The organism is Stenotrophomonas sp. MYb57, assembly GCF_002966815.1.
Taxonomy (GTDB): domain Bacteria; phylum Pseudomonadota; class Gammaproteobacteria; order Xanthomonadales; family Xanthomonadaceae; genus Stenotrophomonas; species Stenotrophomonas indicatrix.
Window position 1 is genome coordinate 88,959 of record NZ_CP023271.1, and the last position, 20,528, is coordinate 109,486.

General features: G+C 68.2%; 16 protein-coding genes. 8 read left to right on the forward strand and 8 right to left on the reverse strand.

Features of this window, described 5'->3' with window-relative positions; all coding sequences use genetic code 11:
* Window positions 1-61: 61 nt before the first annotated feature.
* Window positions 62-265, reverse strand: a complete 204-nt coding sequence (locus CLM74_RS00375; RefSeq protein WP_032978412.1) for a YdcH family protein — start codon at window positions 263-265, stop codon at window positions 62-64.
* 90 nt (window positions 266-355) lie between these two features.
* Between CLM74_RS00375 and ttcA the strand changes: the two genes are divergently transcribed.
* The 3 genes from ttcA to CLM74_RS00390 are packed head-to-tail and all read left to right on the forward strand — an operon-like array spanning window position 356 to window position 3,033.
* Entirely contained in the window at window positions 356-1,252 is an 897-nt protein-coding gene (gene ttcA / locus CLM74_RS00380; RefSeq protein ID WP_088100834.1) for a tRNA 2-thiocytidine(32) synthetase TtcA, read from the forward strand.
* Window positions 1,253-1,288: 36 nt separating this feature from the next.
* Window positions 1,289-2,194, forward strand: a complete 906-nt coding sequence (locus tag CLM74_RS00385) for a recombination-associated protein RdgC (RefSeq protein ID WP_025875418.1) — start codon at window positions 1,289-1,291, stop codon at window positions 2,192-2,194.
* Between the two features lie 59 nt (window positions 2,195-2,253).
* Complete coding sequence (locus tag CLM74_RS00390; protein ID WP_105163205.1) at window positions 2,254-3,033, forward strand: SprT family zinc-dependent metalloprotease; 780 nt, start codon at window positions 2,254-2,256, stop codon at window positions 3,031-3,033.
* Window positions 3,034-3,372: 339 nt separating this feature from the next.
* On the opposite strand, the gene CLM74_RS00395 is transcribed toward CLM74_RS00390, so the two are convergent.
* Window positions 3,373-4,242 carry a methylglyoxal synthase gene (locus CLM74_RS00395; protein WP_105163206.1) on the reverse strand — a complete coding sequence of 290 codons (870 nt, stop codon included), beginning with the start codon at window positions 4,240-4,242 and terminating at the stop codon, window positions 3,373-3,375.
* 154 nt (window positions 4,243-4,396) lie between these two features.
* On the opposite strand from CLM74_RS00395, the gene CLM74_RS00400 reads away from it, so the two are divergent.
* Window positions 4,397-6,829, forward strand: coding sequence for a response regulator (locus tag CLM74_RS00400; protein WP_105163207.1), 2,433 nt, complete (start codon window positions 4,397-4,399; stop codon window positions 6,827-6,829).
* On the opposite strand, the gene CLM74_RS00405 is transcribed toward CLM74_RS00400, so the two are convergent.
* The 3 genes from CLM74_RS00405 to CLM74_RS00415 form a co-directional block, all read right to left on the reverse strand.
* Window positions 6,815-8,260 carry an FAD-dependent oxidoreductase gene (locus tag CLM74_RS00405; RefSeq protein ID WP_025876048.1) on the reverse strand — a complete coding sequence of 482 codons (1,446 nt, stop codon included), beginning with the start codon at window positions 8,258-8,260 and terminating at the stop codon, window positions 6,815-6,817. The two genes, CLM74_RS00400 and CLM74_RS00405, sit on opposite strands and share 15 nt — an antisense overlap.
* Window positions 8,261-8,363: 103 nt before the next feature.
* Complete coding sequence (gene gltB / locus CLM74_RS00410) at window positions 8,364-12,818, reverse strand: glutamate synthase large subunit (RefSeq protein ID WP_025876046.1); 4,455 nt, start codon at window positions 12,816-12,818, stop codon at window positions 8,364-8,366.
* 357 nt (window positions 12,819-13,175) lie between these two features.
* Window positions 13,176-13,565 carry an I78 family peptidase inhibitor gene (locus tag CLM74_RS00415; protein ID WP_025876043.1) on the reverse strand — a complete coding sequence of 130 codons (390 nt, stop codon included), beginning with the start codon at window positions 13,563-13,565 and terminating at the stop codon, window positions 13,176-13,178.
* 116 nt (window positions 13,566-13,681) lie between these two features.
* Here CLM74_RS00415 and CLM74_RS00420 point away from each other — a divergent pair, with 116 nt between their 5' ends.
* Window positions 13,682-14,743, forward strand: a complete 1,062-nt coding sequence (locus CLM74_RS00420; RefSeq protein WP_105163208.1) for a DNA topoisomerase IB — start codon at window positions 13,682-13,684, stop codon at window positions 14,741-14,743.
* On the opposite strand, the gene CLM74_RS00425 is transcribed toward CLM74_RS00420, so the two are convergent.
* Window positions 14,731-15,075: a hypothetical protein gene (locus tag CLM74_RS00425; protein WP_105163209.1), complete on the reverse strand. Its 345-nt coding sequence runs from the start codon at window positions 15,073-15,075 to the stop codon at window positions 14,731-14,733. The two genes, CLM74_RS00420 and CLM74_RS00425, sit on opposite strands and share 13 nt — an antisense overlap.
* 217 nt (window positions 15,076-15,292) lie before the next feature.
* Here CLM74_RS00425 and CLM74_RS00430 point away from each other — a divergent pair, with 217 nt between their 5' ends.
* Entirely contained in the window at window positions 15,293-16,420 is a 1,128-nt protein-coding gene (locus tag CLM74_RS00430) for an SDR family oxidoreductase (protein ID WP_105163210.1), read from the forward strand.
* On the opposite strand, the gene CLM74_RS00435 is transcribed toward CLM74_RS00430, so the two are convergent.
* Window positions 16,417-17,496 carry a serine hydrolase domain-containing protein gene (locus tag CLM74_RS00435; protein ID WP_105163211.1) on the reverse strand — a complete coding sequence of 360 codons (1,080 nt, stop codon included), beginning with the start codon at window positions 17,494-17,496 and terminating at the stop codon, window positions 16,417-16,419. The genes CLM74_RS00430 and CLM74_RS00435 overlap by 4 nt on opposite strands.
* Before the next feature lie 229 nt (window positions 17,497-17,725).
* Between CLM74_RS00435 and CLM74_RS00440 the strand changes: the two genes are divergently transcribed.
* Both CLM74_RS00440 and CLM74_RS00445 read left to right on the forward strand, forming a co-directional pair.
* Window positions 17,726-18,112, forward strand: coding sequence for a BlaI/MecI/CopY family transcriptional regulator (locus CLM74_RS00440; RefSeq protein ID WP_025876036.1), 387 nt, complete (start codon window positions 17,726-17,728; stop codon window positions 18,110-18,112).
* A 3-nt stretch (window positions 18,113-18,115) separates the two neighbouring features.
* Window positions 18,116-20,059 (forward strand): M56 family metallopeptidase, encoded by a 1,944-nt coding sequence (locus CLM74_RS00445; protein WP_105163212.1) that lies wholly within the window; start codon window positions 18,116-18,118, stop codon window positions 20,057-20,059.
* Between the two features lie 85 nt (window positions 20,060-20,144).
* Here the strand turns inward: CLM74_RS00445 and CLM74_RS00450 are convergent, their stop codons facing one another.
* Complete coding sequence (locus CLM74_RS00450; RefSeq protein WP_025876032.1) at window positions 20,145-20,468, reverse strand: I78 family peptidase inhibitor; 324 nt, start codon at window positions 20,466-20,468, stop codon at window positions 20,145-20,147.
* Window positions 20,469-20,528: the final 60 nt, after the last annotated feature.

Here is a 20,528-nt window from a genome sequence, read left to right on the forward strand (position 1 = left end):
CATCGGTGTTCGGGGGCGGCGTAGGCCAGTAGATCCACGCCATGCGTGGATGGGCCACCGGTTACGCCGGTTCGTCCGGAATCTGCAGGCTTTCCAGCTTGGTGATGCAGTCCTTCAGCTGCAGCTTGCGCCGCTTCAGGCGCTTGAACTCCAGCTCATCTTCGCCGTTGGCGGCCATGCGCGCGATCTGTTCATCCAGCGACCGGTGCTCGGCGCGGAGGGCGACGAGGTGTTCGACGATTTCGGCGGGGTTGTAGGTGTCCACGGTCTCCGAGCATACACAGCGACGATGACTGCCGGGAGAGGGGAATCCCGACCCCGGGTCCGGGCTGCCACAAGCCGGTAGAATGGCGCCATGTCCGCCGTGATCTCCCTGCCCGATCCCCCGCAGCGCGTTCCGCGCGATCCGCGCGTGGACGGGCTCGGGGCGGACAAGCTGGGCAAGCGCCTGCGCCGCCAGGTCGGCCAGGCCATCGCCGACTTCGGCATGATCGAAGCGGGCGACAAGGTCATGGTCTGCCTGTCCGGCGGCAAGGACAGCTACACCCTGCTGGACCTGCTGCTGCAGCTGCAGAAAAAGGCGCCGGTGCCGTTCGAACTGGTGGCGGTGAACCTGGACCAGAAACAGCCGGGTTTCCCCGCGCACGTCCTGCCGGAGTACCTGGCCGGGCTGGGCGTGCCGTACCAGATCATCGAGCAGGACACGTATTCAGTGGTCAGCCGGGTCATCCCGGAAGGCCGCACGATGTGTTCGCTGTGCTCGCGCCTGCGCCGTGGCGCGCTGTACAACCATGCCAAGGCGCACGGCTTCAGCAAGATCGCACTGGGCCACCATTGCGATGATGTGGTGGCCACGTTCTTCCTGAACCTGTTCCACCACGCCAAGCTGGCCGCCATGCCACCGAAGCTGCTCAGCGACGATGGCCAGCACGTGGTGATCCGCCCGTTGGCGTACGTGCGCGAGCACGACATCGCCCAGTACGCGCAGGCGCGCCGTTTCCCGATCATTCCCTGCACCCTGTGTGGCAGCCAGGAAAACCTGCAGCGTCGGCAGGTCGGCCTGATGCTCAAGCAGTGGGACCAGGACCATCCGGGGCGCATTGAACAGATCGCACGTGCAATGGCCGACGTGCGACCTGCGCAGCTGGCCGATGCCGCCCTGTTCGATTTCATGGCCCTGGGCCGCCGTGGCGATGCGGCGCATGCCGATGCCTGGCCGGCCGACGCAGTTCCCGAGACGCCTGCCGTTTAAGGTCGGGCGCCCTTCTTCTTCAGACACCGGAATTCCATGTTCTTTCGCAACCTGACGTTCTTCCGCTTCCCGACTGCCACTGATTTTTCCGAAGTCGACACCCTGCTGCCGCACGCCCTGCTCAAGCCGGTGGGCGCACTGGAAATGAACTCGCGTGGTTTCATCTCGCCATTCGGCCGCGAAGAGAAGGAAGTGCTCTCGCACCGCATTGCCGAACACCTGTGGCTGACCGTCGGTGGCGAGGACAAGATCCTGCCCGGCGCGGTGGTCAACGACCTGCTCGAGCGCAAGCTGGAGGAGATCGAAGAGAAGGAAGGCCGCCGCCCCGGTGGCCGCGAGCGCAAGCGCATGAAGGACGACCTGCTGCATGAACTGCTGCCGCGCGCCTTCGTGAAGTCCTCGCGCAACGATGCCTTCATCGACCAGCTGCACGGCTATGTGGCGGTGGACACCTCCAGCCGCAAGACCGGCGAATACTTCATGTCCGATATCCGCGGCCTGCTTGGCAGCTTCCCGGCGATGCCGCTGAACGCCGAAGTCGCGCCGCGTTCGATCCTGACCGGCTGGATCGCCGGCGAGCCCCTGCCCACCGGCTTCAGCCTGGGCGAGGAGTGCGAGATGAAGGACCCGGTGGAAGGCGGCGCGGTGGTCAAGTGCCAGCACCAGGAACTGCGCTGCGACGAGATCGACAAGCACCTGGATGCCGGCAAGCAGGTCACCAAGCTGGCCCTGGTGTTCGAGGACAACCTGTCCTTCGTGCTGGGCGACGACCTGATCGTGCGCAAGCTGAAGTTCCTGGACGGCGCGCTGGACCAGCTGGAACATGCGGACGAAGACGGCCGCCGTGCCGAGTTCGACGCCCGCTTCGCCCTGCAGAGCGCGGAGATCCGTCGCCTGTTCCTGCTGCTTGAAGAAGCCTTCAAGCTCAGCAAGGCTGACTGAACAGGCAGACCGTCGGCCGCCGGTCATCCGGCGGCCTCGCACGGCGCTATGCTGGGACCATGAGCCGTCTGCTGCGCCGCCTGATCTCGCCGGTCCCACCCGCCACCGTGCAGCGCGACACCGTTCGCCTGCGCCTGGAGGATGTCGAGATCGAGATACTGCGCGTGCGTGATCCACGCGCGCGCCGGATCAAGCTCAGCGTCGATGAGCGCGGCGCACGACTGACGTTGCCGCCGCGTGCCAGCCTGGTGATGGGCGAGCGCTTCCTCGAACTGCATCGCGAATGGCTGGGGCTGCAGCTGCGCCACTACCAGGGGCATGGTCTGCCCGCCGCGTTGCAGCCCGGCGTTGAAGGGGTGCTGCCGCTGCGCGGCGAGTTGTTGCCACTGCGTTGGCAGGCAGGCCGCTACGCGCGGCTGGAAATCGACGGGCACGGTGCCTGTGTGCAATGGCCGAGCCGTGGCGGCGATGCGACCCTGCGCCGCCTGCTGCGCGAATTCTACGAAGCACAGACCCGCGCCGATGTCGGCCGCTGGTTGCCGAAGTACCTGCCCGGCCTGCCGCGCGCGCCCAGCCGCCTGCGGTTGAAGGTGATGTCCTCGCAATGGGGCTCGTTGGCCCCCGACGGCAGCATGGCGCTGGATCTGGCACTGGTACTGGGCCGTCCCGCCGCCTTCGAGTACGTGCTGGTGCACGAACTCTGCCACCTGATCCAGGCCAACCACTCGCCCGCGTTCTGGCACGAAGTGGAACAACGCTTCCCCGACTGGCGCGAGCAGCGCGACTACTTCCAGCTGGAAGGGCGACGCCTGAAAGCAATGCTTCGGCAGCTGCTGTAGCGCTGTGATTTTGTAGAGCCGAGCCATGCTCGGCTATCGCGCACGGCGTGGATATTCAGCCATCGCGACCAAGAGCAGTCGAGCAAAATCGGCTCTACTGAAGCGCGCACAGCGCGCGACCCGCTTCTGCTCCTGCTCTTCTTTTTCTCTTCCGTGGTGGCACGGAAACTGTCTGAGGTCGGGCGGGTGGGCCATGCAGGGGCGTTGGCGCCATGGATGGCGCCATCGAGCTTACATGGATGTACTTGCAGCGTCCCCTGCATGGCCCACCCGCCCGGCCAAGCGCGGCTTTTGATTGTGCCCCTGCGCCACGAGGGGCTCAGCCGTTGGCCGCAGACCTCATCGACCCGCGCGCAGGGCCGCCGCCTCCGCCCACCGCGCCGCCACGCGCGGCGCAGTGATGCACACCGCCTGATCGGTCACCGTGGTCACCGCCCGCTCCAGCAGCTGGATGTCCGCTTCGTGCTGGCGCGCCACGTGCGGATCCTCGAAGAAGATCGCGCGCTGGCAACGGCCTTCCAGCACGCGGTCGGCAATCTGCGCATCGCCGCCCATCGGGCCGCTCTGGTAGCGCGTCACCCACGCCGCATCCGCTGGCCAGCCACGGCTCCAGGCCAGCTCGTTCAAGCGCTGGCCGGTGGTGCCGGTGGCGACGCGTTCGCCGAAGCGCGCCAGTACGTCGAAGTGTTCATCGGCGAACGCCAGCATCGCCGGCTTCATCGCATCGTGCGCGATCAACGCCAGCGTCTGCCCTTCGAATGCATGCAGGTCGTTGGCGCCTGTATCGGCAGCCAGGCCTGCATGGATGCGCTCCACCTCGATCCAGTCGCGGGCGGTGGCCACGGTGGAAATGAAAGGCTTGCCGTGGATCACGCACTGGCGCTTGAGCGCGGTCGCCTCGGGGAAAACCGAGGAAGGGTCCACCGGATCCATCAGATAGACCGCACCGTCCAGCGTACGCTCGGCGCCCATGCCCACCACTTCGGCCACCAGTTTCATCAAGCCGCCTTCGCGACCGTACGGATAGCGCTGCAGGCCGTCGTAACCGGCAAGGAAGCCGTTGCGCTGGATCGCGTCGTGGGTACGGCCGACCGCACACAGTGTCACGCCCAGTTCGCGCAGCCCGGGTTCGCTGGCGCGCAGCCAGCGGAACAGTGCCGCGCGCGCGTCGTGGTGATGGAGACGGTTGGCGGCCAGGCCGATGCGCATCGAAAGCTCCGGGATCGGTAGAAGCGGCAGTGTATGTCGCTATTGGCGGTATCGGAGGGTTTTACAAATTTCCTCATTGTTGCTGGCAGGGGCGTCGCTAGCGTGGCAGGAGGCCGCACCGCGATGCGGCCATGCCCCTGCCTGCGACATGAGGATGTCCACCGTGAATGTCGCTGGCCCTTTGGCCCGCATCGCCGCCCTGTCGCTGTTGTCGGCGCAGGCCTGGGCCGGACAGTGTGAAGGCCCCATCCTGCTTGCCTATCCCGCTGACCGTGCGCCGTTGTCGTCCAGTCAGGACGACACGCCACAGGGGCTGGTGGCCGCCTACCTGGCGCTGCTGCAGGAGCAGGTGCCCACGCTGCGCGCCACACCGGTCGCGGCGACGGCGCTGGCCGCTGCCGCGCTGCCTGCAGGGACCCACGCCGTGCTCGGCTGGCCGCGCGCGCAGACGCCGAAAGGCTGGGTGGCCAGCGTGCCCTACCTGCAGGTGCCGCAGGTGATCGTGCGACGCCCCGACGCGCTGCCGATCCACGGCCTGGACGGACTGCACGGTCGCGGCGTGGCCAGCCTCGACACCGTGCCGCTTGCCAGGGTGCTGGAGGAGTCGGGCGCGCATGTGCCGCTACTGCAGGTGGCGGCATTGGACAAGGCGCTGCAGCTGCTGATCAGCGGCCAGATCGATGCAGTGGTGGGCAACCTGGTGGAAGTGGAAGCGGCGCTGCGCGATCAGCCTGGCGGCGCGCTGGACGTGGCGGCGCCGGCCGGCTTCAGCGACGCACTGGTATTGGCGGCGCTGCCGGCGTGCGCGCACCTGGTGGATCGCTTCAACCAACTGCAGGCAGCTATGACGGAGGAGCAGCGCGAGGCATTGCGGGCCCATTGGGTCTCGACATCCCCTCGCCGCGGCCAGGTGCCGCCGGTGTCGCCCCTGCGCGGCTTGATCGCGGTGCTGCTGATGCTGCTGACAATGGGCCTGGTGCACGCATTCGGTTACTGGCGACTGCACCGCGAAGGCCTGCGCAGGCAGGCGCTGGAGCAGCGGCTGCAGGAGGTCACCGCCAACCTGCCGGCGGTGGTGTACCAGGCGCGGCGCAGCAGCACCGGCGAGTACAGCGTTCCCCACATTGCCGGCGATGTGCATGCCCTGTTCGGGATCAGCGTAGATACCGCGCGGGTCGACCATGGAAGCCTGCTGGCAGCAGTCCATCCGCAGGACCGCCGCTCGGTGCTGGCCTGCGTTGATGCCGCCGCGCTGGTGCGCGGCCCCATCGACATCACCTTCCGCACGCGCGGCCCCAACGGCTGGCGCTGGGTACGTTCGCACGGGCGACCGATTGCCTGCAGCGACAGCGGCGTGGAATGGAGCGGATACTGGATGGATGTCACCGAGGCGCGGGCACGTACGCAGGCACTGAACGATGCCCGGCGTGATGCTGAGCAGGATGCTGCCGCCAAGAGCCATTTCCTGGCCACCATGAGCCACGAGATCCGCACGCCGATGAGCACCATGCTGGGAATGCTGGAGCGCTTCGGCAGCGGCGCGCTGGATGCGCGCCAGCGCCAGGTACTGGCGACCATCGATGATGCCGCGCAGATGCTGCGGCAGATCCTTGATGACGTCCTGCACAGCCAACGCCTGCAGTCCGGCCCACAGCCACCGCAGTGCCTGCCCACCGACCTGGCCGGGCTGCTGCGTGCGGTGCAGCGCCTGCTGGTGCCGGTGGCAGCAAGCAAAGGGCTGCATCTGCGCTGCGAGGTGGATCCTGCGCTGCAGCGTGGATCGTTGGCCGATGCGCTGCGCCTGCGCCAGATCCTGTTCAACCTGGCGGGCAATGCGCTGAAATTCACCCTGCACGGTGGGGTGGACCTGCAGGTGCGGGTGCTGCAGCAGCGCGAGCGTGGCCAGCAGCTGCGGCTGCAGGTGAGCGATACCGGCGTGGGCATCAGCCGTGAGCGCCAGCGGGCGGTATTTGCAGCATTTACCCAGGCCGACGCCTCCACCACCCGTCGCTTCGGTGGCAGCGGCCTGGGCCTGGCGATCTGCCGGGACCTGGCGGCATCGATGGGCGGGCGACTGCACCTGTGCAGTACGCCGGGCGTGGGCACCACGGTGTGGCTGGACCTGTACCTGCCGGCCTGCGAGGCGCCATCGGTGGAGCATCGTGATGATGCGGCTGGCCTGCACGAATTGCCGCCGGTACGGGTACTGGTTGCCGAAGACCATCCCACCAACCTGCAGCTGCTGGTGCGACAGCTGCGGGATCTGGGCCTGCAGGTGCATGCCGCAGCCAATGGCGAGCAGGCCTGGCAGGCGTGGCAGACGCAACGGTTCGCGCTGGTCATCACCGACTGCCACATGCCGGGCATGGACGGCTTTGCCCTGGCCCGCGCGATCCGCGCCGATTCCCGTGCCGACGCGGCAAGGGTGCCGATCATCGCGTTGACCGCCAGCGTGCTCGACAGTACCCGCCAGGCCTGCCTCGACGCTGGCATCGATCATTTCATCGCCAAGCCGGTCGACCGCCAGGCACTGCATGCCACCCTGGCCGCAGTGCTGATGCCGCTCGATCTGTCAGTGCGCCAGTAGCCGGGCGATGCTGGCGGCGGCGTCGCGACCTTCGGCCACGGCGGTCACCACCAGGTCGGCACCGCGCACTGCGTCACCACCTGCGAACAGCCGGGGATGTGCGGTCTGGAAGGGCAGCTTGCCCTTGCCTCCGGCGAGGATGCGGCCGTTTGCCTGGCCCTCCACGCCATGCTCGGCCAGCCACGACGGCACGCTGGGCGAGAAACCGAACGCGATGATCACCACGTCCGCTTCCAGCAGCGACTCGCTGCCCTCGATCTGCACCGCGTTCTGGCGGCCGTTGGCATCGGGTTCGCCCAGGCGCGTCTCGATCACCGTCACCCCGATCACTTCGTCATCGGCGCCGGCTTCGATCGACAGCGGCTGGCGGTTGAACAGGAAGCGCACGCCTTCCTCGCGCGCGTTGGCCACTTCGCGCGCGCTGCCCGGCATGTTGGCTTCGTCGCGGCGGTAGGCACAGGTGACCTTGGCCGCGCCCAGTCGCACCGCGCTGCGCACGCAGTCCATGCCAGTGTCGCCACCGCCGAGGACCACCACGCGCTTGCCGTTGAGGTCGGGCAGGGCGATCTGGTCTTCCCAGCCGGCGATCGGGCGGCCCTGCGGATCATCGCCGCCGACGATGCGGCTGTTCTGCACCAGGAACGGCAATGCCGGCAGCACGCCCTTCAGGTCCTGGCCGTCGAGGCCACCATCGGTGTAGCGATACGCGCCGGTACCGACGAACACCGCATCATGCGTGTCCAGCAGCTGCTGCAGGCTGATGTCGCGGCCGATCTCCACGCCGAGGCGGAACTGCACGCCCATGCCTTCAAGCACGTCGCGACGACGACGGATCACGTCCTTGTCCAGCTTGAAACTGGGGATGCCGAACTGCAGCAGGCCACCGACCTGTTCGTAACGGTCGTAGACCACCGCGGTGATGCCGGCATGCGCCAGGCGGTCGGCACAGGCCAGCCCCGCGGGGCCGGCACCGATCACCGCCACCGTGTGGCCGGTGGGCTGCACCGCCGTCATGTCCGGCCGCCAGCCGGTAGCCAGCGCGGTATCGACGATGTACTTCTCCACCGCACCGATGGTGACCGCACCAAACTCTTCCAGCGTGCAGCTGCCCTCGCACAGGCGATCCTGCGGGCATACCCGGCCGCACACTTCCGGCAACGGGTTGGTGCTGTGGCACAGCGTGGCTGCTTCGTGGATGCGGTTTTCCTGCACCAGCTGCAGCCATTGCGGAATGGCGTTGTGCACCGGGCACTTCCAGCTGCAGTACGGGTTGCCGCAGTCCAGGCAGCGGCCGGCCTGGTACTGCGCATCTTCCTTGCCGAACTTTCCGTACAGCTCACCCCAGTCGCCGGAGGTGCGCAGTTCAACCGGGATGCGCTGCGGCATGGTCCGGGGCAGGTCGAGGAACTGGAAGGCGTGCTTGCGGCTCATGGCGGACTCTGTGGATTTCCGGATGCCGGCCAGCGGCCGGCACTACAGCGGTGGGGAAGCCGGTGCGCCCAGTGCATGCGGCGCATCCGTCACGTGCGGTGTGTCACGCCGCGCGGCGCAGGGTTTCGGTCAGCGACTCGATGCTGGCGGCCTTGGGTTTGACCAGCCAGAACTTGCCGATGTAATCGCGGAACTCGTCCATGATCTGCTGCGCCCAGATGCTGCCGGTCAGTTCGCGATGACGGCCGATCAGGCGGTGCAGGTGCTGGCGGTAGTTCTCGAACCCTTCGGCGGAGACGCGATGGATGTCGATCAGCTCGTGGTTGTAGCGGTCGACGAAATCGCGGTCCACGTCCAGCACGTAGGCCAGGCCACCGGTAAAGCCGGCACCGAAGTTGAGGCCGACCTTGCCCAGCACCAGCACCACGCCGTCGGTCATGTACTCGCAGCAGTGATCGCCTGCACCTTCCACTACTGCCAGTGCGCCGGAGTTGCGCACGGCGAATCGTTCACCGGCACGGCCAGCGGCGAACAGCTCGCCACCGGTTGCGCCATACAGGCAGGTGTTGCCGATGATGGCGGTGCTGCGTGCCTCGAAGCGTGCGCCACGCGGCGGACGCACCACCAGGCGGCCACCGGCCATGCCCTTGCCGACGTAGTCGTTGGCTTCACCCTCCACTTCCAGGTGCAGGCCGCCGACGTTGAAGGCGCCGAAGCTCTGCCCGGCGCTGCCGCGGAAGCGCAGTTCCAGCGGCGATTCGGCCATGCCCTGGTTGCCGTGCGCGCGCGCCACGGCGCCGGCCAGGCGGGTGCCGATGCTGCGGTCGGTGTTGTGGATCAGGAAGCGATGCTCGCCACCGCGCTTGTGTTCGATGGCCTCGGCCAGCAGGCCGTCCATCTGCGTGGCCAGGCTGTCAGGTGATTCATACAGGCGCTGTGCGGCGCAGTGGCTGCCCGGGTAACTGGCGTCGGCCAGCAGCCGCGACAGGTCCACGCGCACGTCCTCGCGCGGCGAGACCTCAAGCTGGCGCAGCAGGTCGGTGCGGCCGACGATTTCCTGCAGCGAACGTGCGCCCAGCACCGACAGCCAGCCGCGTACTTCCTCGGCCAGCAGGCGGAAGAAGTTCTCCACGCGCTCGGGCTGGCCGGTGAAGTGGTTCTCGCGCAGGCGCTCGTCCTGGGTGGCGACGCCGGTGGCGCAGTTGTTGAGGTGGCAGATGCGCAGGTACTTGCAGCCCAGCACGATCATCGGCGCGGTGCCGAAGCCGAAGCTGTCCGCGCCCAGCAGCGCTGCCTTGACCACGTCCAGGCCGGTCTTCAGGCCGCCATCGGTCTGCAGCAGGGTGCGCCCACGCAGGTCGTTGGCCACCAGCGCCTGGTGCGCCTCGGCGATGCCCAGTTCCCACGGCACGCCGGCGTAGCGGATCGAGCTGACCGGCGAAGCACCGGTACCGCCGTCATGGCCGGAAATGGTGATCAGGTCAGCACCGGCCTTGACCACGCCCGCCGCGATCGTGCCGACGCCGGCATGGCTGACCAGCTTCACCGACACCAGCGCGGTCGGGTTGACCTGCTTGAGGTCGTAGATCAGCTGCGCCAGGTCTTCGATGGAGTAGATGTCGTGGTGCGGCGGCGGCGAGATCAGGCCGATGCCCGGCCTGGCATAGCGCAGGCGTGCGATCAGTTCATTGACCTTGTGCCCGGGCAGCTGGCCGCCTTCGCCGGGCTTGGCGCCCTGCGCAACCTTGATCTGCAGCACTTCAGCATTGACCAGGTATTCGGCGGTGACGCCGAAGCGGCCCGAGGCCACCTGCTTGATCTTGCTGCGCTTGTCGGTGCCATAGCGCGCCGGGTCTTCGCCACCTTCGCCGGAATTGCTGCGGCCGCCGAGGCGGTTCATCGCAATGGCCAGCGCTTCATGCGCCTCGGGAGAGAGCGCACCGAGGCTGATCGCGGCGGTATCGAAACGCGGGAACAGATCGCTGGCGGGTGCCACTTCGTCCAGTGGTGTCGGCGTTGCCGCCGGCACCAGCTGCAGCAGATCGCGCAGCGCCGACGGCGGGCGCGCATGCACGGCATCGCAGTACTGCTGCCACGCACGCGGGTCACCGCTGCGCGCTGCGCGCTGCAGGGTGGTCACCACGTCCGGGTTGTACATGTGGTACTCGCCGCCGTGCACGTACTTCAGCAGGCCGCCGACATCCACGCCCTGCTGGGCGTCCCAGGCCTGCGCGCACAGTTCGCGCGCGTCGGCATCCAGGCGCGCGAAGCCGGCGCCACCGATGCGCGACGCGGTATCGGGGAAGCACAGGTCCACGACCTCCGGCTCCAGGCCGATGATCTCGAACAGCTGCGCACCGCGGTAGCTGGCCACGGTACAGATGCCCATCTTCGAGATGATCTTGGACAGGCCCTTGTAGATGCCCTTGCGGTAGCGGCGGCCGATCTGCGACTGCTCACCGCCCTTGCTGAGCTTGAGGATGCCGCGTCGGCCGAGGTCGAACAGGGTCTGGTAGGCCAGGTACGGATACACCGCCGTGGCACCGAAGCCGAGCAGGCAGGCCATGTGGTGCGCGTCGCGCGCGGTGCCGGTTTCCACGATCAGGTTGACGTCGCAGCGCAGGCCCAGCCGTGACAGGTGGTGGTGGATGGCGCTGGTGGCCAGCAGCGCATGCACCATCGGCCGCCCGGCCACCGGGTAGCGGTCGGACAGCAGCAGCATCACCATGCCGTCGCGCGCAGCCTGTTCGGCCTCGACGCAGATGCGTTCGATGCCCGCACGCAGGCCTTCCTCTTCGCTGTAGGACAGGTCGAGCAGGCGGTTGGCCTGCACGTACTGGTCCATCTTCAGCAGCTGGCGCAGCTTGCGCTGGCTCAGCACCGGCGAGTTGAGGATGACGTGGTTCACCGTCTCCGGGCCGGCATGGAAGATGTTGGTCTCCTTGCCGAGCTGGGTGGACAGGGACATTGCGCAGTCTTCGCGCAGCGGGTCGATCGGCGGGTTGGTGACCTGCGCGAAGGCCTGGCGGAAGTAGTCGTACAGCGGACGGCTGCGCTGGCTGAGCACGGCCATCGGCGTGTCATCGCCCATCGAGCCGGTGGCTTCCTGCTCGGTCTCGGCCAGCGGCCGCAGCACCTGTTCCACTTCCTCGCTGCTGAGCTGGTACAGCTTGTGGTAGCTGCGCAGGGTGCTTTCGTCGAACGGCTCTTCCACCAGCGACGGGTCGATCAGTTCGGTCTGCAGGTAGGTGACGCCCTGCTGCAGCCACTGCTTGTACGGTGCACGGCCGCGGTTGATGCGGTCGATGGCCTCCGAATCGAGCAGGTCACCGCGCTTGAGGTCGATGGCGATCATCTCGCCCGGGCCGAGCTTGCCCTTGCGCACCACGCGCTCGGTCGGTACTTCCCAGACGCCTGCTTCGGAGGCGACCAGGAAGTGACGATCGGCGGTCAGCATCCAGCGCGCCGGGCGCAGGCCGTTGCGGTCGAGGGTGCACACCGCGTAGCGGCTGTCGCAGGCGACGATGCCGGCCGGGCCGTCCCACGGTTCGCTGTTGAGGCCGTGGAACTCGTAGAACGCAGCCAGGTCCGGGTCCTTGAATTCCAGCGACTGCGTTGCCGGCGGCACCAGGATGCGCAGGGCCTGGATCAGCTCCATGCCGGCGGACACCATCAGTTCCAGCATGTTGTCCAGGCTCTGCGAATCGGAGCCGTGCATGGAGATGACCGGGTCGAACTCGCCGATGTCGAAACGGGGCGTCTTCCACACCTTGCTGCGCGCCTGTGCCCAGCGCCGGTTGCCTTCGATGGTGTTGATCTCGCCGTTGTGGGCGAGCATCCGGAACGGGTGCGCCAGCGGCCAGCGCGGCAGCGTATTGGTGGAGAAGCGCTGGTGGAACACGATGGCGCTGGAGGCCAGTTCGCGCCGCTGCAGGTCCGGGAAGAAGCGGCTGAGCTTGTCCGGCAGCACCATACCCTTGTAGCTGATGGCGTTGGGGCTGAGCGTGGTGACGTAGTAGTCGGCGTGCGCGCGCAGCTGCTGTTCGCTGCGGCGGCGGGCCAGGAACAGGGCCAGGCCGAAGCCGGCGTCATCCTGGCCGACGCCGGCATCGACGAACACCTGCTCGATGCGCGGCAGGGTGTCGCGTGCCAGTTGTCCGCAGACGCTGTCGTCGGTCGGTACCTCGCGCCAGCCGGCCACCTTGCAGCCCACCGCTTCGATCTGCTGCTGCAGCTGCGTGCGGCAGGCCTGCGCGGCATCGGCATCGTGCGGCAGGAACACCAGGCCCGCAGTGAAGCGCGCGCCGACGGCTATGCCGGCTTCACTGGCCAGCAGTTTCAGGAAGGCATCGGGGCGGCGCAGCAGCAGGCCACAGCCATCGCCGGTGAGCCCATCGGCGGCGACACCACCACGGTGGGTCATGCGCGAGAGCGCAGCGATGGCGGTATCCACCAGCAGGCGCGAAGGCTGGTCGTCGAGCTGGGCGACCATGCCAAATCCACAGGCATCGCGCTCGGAGCGCGGGTCGTAAAGCCCTTGGCGGTTGCGGGGGGCCATCTCTACCTCGATGCAGATTGAAATGAACGGGGACACTCCTGCCCGCTCTGTAGAGCACGCCCTGTACGTCATGGTGGAGTGTGCCGCGCATGGCGCGGCCCGTCGGGAAGCCGCTTGGCGCATGCCCATACGGCGTTGCTCACCTTGCGCAGGCACTCGCCTGCGCGGCGGCGCGCGCCTTGTCTGGCCGCACGCCAAGTGCCTTCACACTCACCCTGACGCACACGCCGTGCTCTTCCTGGAGCGCATCATGAGGCCACCGGATGCCTCGACTAGATCACAGGTTGCTGCAACGCCGCAATACACGGTTGCAGGCGCAACCAAAGCGCCGGCAAACGCTTGCCGGCGCGGGGTTCCTCAGCCGCAGCGGACGCCGCTTACCACGTCCTTTGCGTCCACTTCGATGTTCAGGCGGTCGCCCAGGAACTCCATCGTGGTGACGTCATTGGGGTGCAGCACGCGCAGCTGCTTGGCCGCGGCATCTTCCTGGGCCTGCTTGCCGAGCGCTTCGGTGTAGGGCTGGCCGACCAGGCTCTGCACCTGGCTGGCATCGCAGTTGCCGACCGGCGGTGCTTCGGTGGCCTTGCCGGCTTCGTCGGCCGGCGCCTTGGCGGCCTCGGCGGCCTGCTGTGCGTGGGCGGTGGCCGAATCCTGCTCATCCAGCGACGGCGCCTGGCAGGCGGTCAGGGCCAGCACGGCCGGCAGCAGCAGGGCGGAGAGGGAACGGGCGCGGATCGGGAACGACATCATGACTCCGGAATGGAAGGGACGGTGAAAGGCCGAGCATAGCGGCGAACCCGCCCTCACGTGTTTGTCTTGCGTTATTGACGTGGCCACGCCGCGCCGATCGGCAGACTGCAGGCATGCCAGCGACCCCCACACCCGAACGCCAGGCCGCGCGCGCCGCCGGCCTGCGCTACGTCGATGACACCCAGCCCGGCTTCAGCCGCGTCCGCGCCGGCAAGGGTTTTTCCTATCGCGATGCCGATGGTCATGTCGTGCGCGATGCCGCCACCCTGCAGCGCATCCGCGCGCTGGCCATTCCACCGGCCTATACCGCCGTGTGGATCTGTGCCCGCGCCGATGGCCACCTGCAGGCCACCGGCCGCGACGCGCGCGGGCGCAAGCAGTACCGCTACCACGCCGACTGGGCGGCCGTTCGCGACGCCGGCAAGTTCGACCGCACCATCGCCTTCGGCCAGGCGTTACCAGCGCTGCGGCGGCGCCTGGGCCGCGACCTCAAGCGCAGCGGTTTCCCGCGCGAGAAGGTGCTGGCGGTGGTGGTCGCGCTGCTGGCCGACACGCTGGTGCGGGTGGGCAATGAAACCTATGCGCAGGAGAACAAGTCATACGGCCTGACAACGTTGCGCAACCGTCACTTGGACCTGCTTCGGGGTGGCCGGGTGCGCATGCGCTTCCGGGGCAAGTCCGGGCAGTTGCAGGAGGTGGTGGTCGGTGACCGTCGGCTGGGCGCGCTGGTGCGCAGCGTGCAGCAGCTGCCGGGTCAGGCCCTGTTCCAGTACCGCGACGACGCGGGCGAGGTGCAGCCGGTGGATTCGGGCGCGGTGAACGACTACCTGCGCGAGGTGATGGGCGAGGACTTCACCGCCAAGGACTTCCGCACCTGGGGCGGCACGATGGCGGCGGTGCAGGCCTTCGCCGCCACCGAGCTGCCCGAGCCGGCCAGCCAACGCGCGCTGGCCAAGGCGCAACGCGAGGTGGTGTGCCAGGTGGCTGCGCGCTTGGGCAATACGCCAGCGGTATGCCGCAAGGCCTACATCGATCCCTGCGTGTTCGCCGGTTGGGAACGCGGCGAACTGACCGCACTGGCGGGCCTGCGCGGCCCGCGGCAGTGGGAACAGGCGACACTGAAGGTGCTGCGCCGGGCCCGGCGGCTCAGCCGCAAGGCAGGTCAGCCGCAGTAGATGGCGGTGATGTTGTTGGTGCGGCCGGTTTCGATGGTCAGGCGATCCCCACCTTCCGTGGCTGCGCCGGCGGCCGGATCGGCAGCGCCGCTGGCGGTGTTGCCGCTGCGCTCGCGGCTGCCGCGGGTTACCTGCACGTGCAGGCTGTCGCTGTCCACGCGCGCACGTTCGATGGTCATGCCCGAAGCGGCCAGGCCGACTGCGCCGCGCACCTTGTCGGTGTGGCACTGGCCTGAAATCACCCCATCGATCGGCTGGACCTGGGTGACCGGGCTGCTGCTGCAGGCGGCGAGAGCGAAGCAGACGGCGGCGGTGGCAATGGCATGTTTCATGGGGGACGTTCCTCGTGTTGTGGCCTGCAGGGTGCGACGACACGCGTGGTGGCGGAATGAATGCCGTGCACGCGATGGACACAGTTCGCTCACTGCCGCCAACAGCCTGCGTGGAGACACTGCACGAGCGGCGCACGCCGCCCCCGGTACTGCGGCGCACGCGCCCCGGTAGTGCCGGCCGCTGGCCGGCAACCCCCATCCTCCCGAGGAGACCTGCATGGCCACCACCAAGAAGACCCCCGCCCGCCGCAAGGCATCGCCAAAGGTACGCAAAGGCACCCAGGCAGCGCCCGCCGCCGCCGAAGCCACCACGTCCGATCGCCCGCGCGTGGTGAAGACCGCCACCCGCAAGGCCGCCGCTTCCGATCCGCGCGCGGCGCGTGTCGCAGCACGGCAGCGGCGCCTGCAGGACCAGGAAAAGGCGAAGGATGTACGCGTAGCGAAGAAGGCGGCAAAAAAGGCGACCAGGAAGACCACCACCCAGGCTGGCCCGCGCCGTCAGCCGGAGACAATGCCGGCGCAGCAGCTGGCCAAGCCCGGCCACGAGCATGCACTGGAGCTGGCGCCGCGCTTCCTGGCCCCGGACTATGTTGGCAGCGGCAAGCTGCAAGGGATGCGAGCCATCGTCACCGGTGGTGATTCCGGCATCGGCCGGGCGGTGGCGGTACTGTTCGCCCGCGAAGGCGCCGACGTTGCCGTGCTGCATCTGGATGAAGCCAAGGACGCCGAGTTGACGCGTCAGCACGTGGAAAAAGAGGGCGGCCGCTGCGTGGTGATCGCCGGCGACGTGCGCGACCCGCGCTTCTGCAACAAGGCAGTCAAACAGGTGGCCAAGGCGTTTGGTGGCATCGACATCCTGGTCAACAACGCGGCGTTCCAGCTGCACTGCGAGCGCCTGGAAGACCTGGAAGATGCGCACCTGCAGGAAACCCTGCAGACCAACATCGGCGGTTACATCCAGATGGCACGCGCAGTGCTGCCACACCTGGGCGAGGGCGCCAGCATCATCAACACCGGCTCGGAAACCGGCCTGTTCGGCAGCAAGGCACTGATCGATTACTCGGCTACCAAGGGCGCGATCCATGCGTTCACCAAGGCGCTGGCCAGCCAGTTGCTGCCGCGCGGCATCCGGGTCAACTGCGTGGCGCCGGGGCCGGTGTGGACGCCGTTGAATCCGGCCGACAAGCAGGCCAAGGATGTGGCCGAGTTCGGCAAGGACAGTGACATGGGGCGGCCGGCACAGCCCGAAGAGCTGTCCCCGGCCTATGTGTTCCTGGCCTCACCGGCCTGCGCCAGCTACATCAGCGGGGTGATCCTGCCGGTGATGGGCGGGCCGCGCGGTTAGCGCGCGGTGGCAACGCCCTTGGGCGCGGCAGTGTAGAAACCGGCGATGCGCGGTATGAACTGCTGCGGATTGGCGCCGACCAGATTGGTCAGCACGACAACGGCGAGTTCGCGCTCGGGATAGACGATGAAGGCCGAGCGCGCACCGCCCATGCCACCCACCTGCAGGTCGGGTGCGGTGTTGAACACCGGCCAGCCTGCGGCCCAGTCGCCGGCACTGCCATCATTGAGGTGTTCGGCCGACCACATCTGCTGCACCGCGCGCAGCTCCAGCAGGCGTCCCTCCTGCAGTGCAACCAACCAGCGCGCGGTGTCATCGGCCGTGGTGAGGATGCCGCCGCCGGCCCACAGGCTGGGCGGCATGTCGTAGAACCAGTGCGACAGGCGCGGCGTTGCATCCTTTGCATCGGTGGCGCGTGGCAGGTAGCTGTACATCGTCGCCGCATCCGGGATCAGGTCGTAGCTGTCGCCGAACGTGGTGCGTGCCATGCGCGCGGTGGAGAACTGGCCGGTGGCCAGGAAGCGTTCGTAGGGCATGCCGGATTGCCGCGCGATGATCCGCGCCAGCAGCAGGTAGTTGGTCTGGTTGTACTGGAAACGCTCGCCGGCCCTGGCCTCTGCCGGCAGCGCGCGGACCGCCTGCCATGCGTCCTGTTCCGAGCCCCCACCCAGCAATCCCTCTGCATCGAGGATGTCGGGCAGGCCGGAAGTGTGGGCGAGCAGCTGGCGCACCCGCACCGCCCGCCAGCTTTCGGGCAGGTCGTCGAGATAGCGCGCGATGGGCGCGTCCAGATCCACCCGCCCGTCCTGTGCCAGCTGCGCCAGAGCGACGCCGGTGAAGGATTTGGTGGCCGAGTTGAGCGGGAACCGGGTGCTGCGGGTGGCGACCACGCCGTTCTCGACGTTGGCCAGCCCATAGGTTTCCGACAGCACCACCTGGCCATCCTTGACCACCGCGATCTGCAGGCCCGGGATGCGCTGTTCCTGCATGGTCTGGCGGATGAAACGACGGGTCTGGTCGTTGGCCTGGTCCTGGTTGGCGGAGACGGCGGCGAAGGGCAGCAGGCTGATGATCATGAGCAGGGTTCGTAGCGTCTGGCGAGGCATGCGGGTTCCCGGAGGGCGGAAAGATCGGCGGCGGTGACGGCCGCCGCAGGCGACAGGCCATGGGTCGGATGCGCGCCCGGCGTAAAAGGTTTAAGCCGGCTGCGCGCCCTACCGTTCGTCGGCCCATGACTTCCGGGGGGTTGACTACAGGTGTCGTCATGGCAACAGTAGCGACACGTGTAGTCAAGGGAGTGTTGTCATGCGTGGCAAGACCATCGGGGACCAGGAACTGGCCCTGCTGCAGTATGTGGATGAGCAGGCACCGGCCAGCGTCGGCGAGGTCGCCAGCGGCTATGGCGAACCGCGCGGACTGGCCCGGTCCACGGTGTTGACGATGATGGAGCGCCTGCGCGCCAAGGGTTACCTGCAGCGCAGGCAGCAGCAGGGTGTCTACCGTTACCAGCCCACCCGTGGCCCGGAGAGCGTGCTGCAGGGCGCCGTTGCCCAGTTCGTCGACAACACGCTGCAGGGCTCGGTGTCGCCATTCGTGGCGTACCTGTCGCAGCGGCAGAAGGTCAGCGACAACGAACTGGCCGAACTGGAAGCGCTGGTGGCCGAACTGCAATCGCGTCGCCAGGAGGACTGAGCCATGGATACCTCGATGTTGATTCCGATGCTGGAACGGCTGGGCTGGACGAGCCTGCAGACTGTGCTGCTGGTGGCGCTGGTGTACCTGCTGTGCCGCGCGCTGCCGGCACTGTCGGCGGCCACCCGTTGCCGGTTGTGGTGGCTGGTGTCGCTGCAGGCGGTGGTCGGTCTGTTGTGGAGCCAACCGCTGCAGCTGGCCTGGTTGCCCGCACCCGATGCGGTGGCAATGACGACCGTGGATCTTGCGGCGGACGCGATATATACGATGGCACCGGAGGCATCGGCGCACCTGCTGGCGAACACGCCGATGGGTGATGTCGGCAGCACCCCGGTGGCCTGGTGGGCGTTGGCCCTGGCCGCGCTGTGGATGTCCGGTGTACTGCTGATGGCGTTGCGGACCTTCGGCGAATGGCGCCGTTGCCGTGCGCTGCTGGCGGCGTCGTATCCGTGCGAGGACCAGGCGCTGGTGCAGGCGCTGCAGCTGGCCTCGGATGCGCACGGCCTGCGCCGCGCGCCGCGCCTGTGGATGAGCGACCAGGTGGACGCGCCGCAGCTGGTCGGGCCGTTCCGTCCGGTGCTGCTGCTGCCGGCGGGAATGAACGCGCTGCAGGGCGATGCGCTGGACCTGGCGCTGACCCACGAGCTGCAACACCTGCAGCGTCGTGACCTGCAGTGGGGGCTGCTGCCTGCCTTGGCCCAGCACCTGTTCTTCTTCCATCCGCTGCTGCGCCTGGCCGTGCGCGAATACGCCCAAGCCCGCGAGGAAGCCGTGGATGCGGCGGTGGTCGGCCAGCACGGTGCCAGCCGCCATGCCTATGGCCGGTTGCTGCTGCAGCTGGGTGTGGCGCCGCAGCCACACCTCGGCGTGGCCAGCGCAGCGCCCAGCACCACCAGCCTCAAGCGCCGCCTGCTGTCACTGCAGTCGCATCGGGCGTGCCCACGCCTGCTGGCCGTCGGCTTGACGCTGGTTGTATTGGCCGTGGGTGTGGCGCCGATGCGGCTGGTGGCCGCGCCGGTCCCGCCTGCACCGCCGGCACCGCCGCGCGCTGTGCCAGCGCCGCCGCCGCCGCCCGCAGCACCCCCGGCACCGGCAGCGCCGCCTGCCGCAGCGGTACCGGCAGAGCCGGCCGACTGGGCCGAGCCGGCAGAACCGGCCGAGCCTGAGGAACCTGCCGACGTCAATGAAGACGAGGAGCAGGACGCAGGCACCCATGCGCACTCGCAGACCACCATCGTCACCCATGGCCAGCTGGATCTGGGTACGCCGCCACAGCAGGCCTTCGTCCTCGTCGATCACGGCCAGGCGTTCGCCAATGCCGGCATGGACGATGTGATGCAGGCGCGCAGCCGGCTTGGTGACGGCCCCGCCCTGTGGTTCCGCCAGGGCGACAAGCGCTACGTCGTGCGCGATCCGATGCTGATCCAGTCGTTGCAGCGTGCCTATGCCGGCGCCGTCGACCTGAGCCGCCAGCAGAGTGAACTGGGGCGCCAGCAGAGTGTGCTGGGTCGTCAGCAGGGCCAGCTCGGCCGCGAGCAGGGCGAGCTGGGCAGGCTGCAGGGCGAAGAGGCGCGTGAGATCGCCCTCGCCGCCGCACGGGCTGCACGCAGTGCGATCAACAATCGCGACATCAATCGCGAAGCGGCAGCCGAAGCGGCGCGGGCTACACGCGGCGCGGTGGATGATGCGGCGATTGCACGCAAGGCTGCGGCCGAAGCACAGCGCGCATCACAGGTTGCCCGCAACCAGGCGCTGCAGTCCGAGCGTAGCCGCGAGATGAGCCGACTCGCCAGCCAGCAGGCCGCGTTGGGAAGCCAGCAGGCGGCACTGGGCAGTCAACAGGCCGCGTTGGGTGAGCGTCAGGCACGGCTGCAGGCACAGGCAGCGAAGCAGGCAGAACAGGTCATCGCGCGTGCGCTGGCCAGCGGCAAGGCCGAGCGGCTCTGACAGAGCGGAGCGCCGGGCCATGCCCGGCGCCCGCAGCTGCGCGTATGCGAATGGAATCCGCCGGGCAGGGCCCGGCGCTACCCCATCAACCGCAGCTGGCGCGCTCGATACGGTTCTGCGCGTCCACCTGCACGGTCACCCGGTCCTGGCGGAAGTCCATGGTCACCGCCATCCCCGGTTTGACCACGCGTGCGTTGCGCGCGCCACTGTCGGCCACCAGCTTCTTGATCGTCGCTTCGTCGGCGGTCTTGCCGGTGAATGCGTCCAGCGCCTCGGGGCGGCACTCCTGCGGACCATCGGACACCTTGGCCGGCAGGCTGCCGGCATCGGCGGAGGCGTTGCCACCGGCATGGCTGCAGGCGGCCAGCGGCAGGATGGCCGCAAGCAGCAACAGGGGGGATCGACGCATGGCAGTACTCCTGGGTGGTGTTCAGTAGCGGCAGTGTCGCCGAGCGCTGTGTCAGTGATG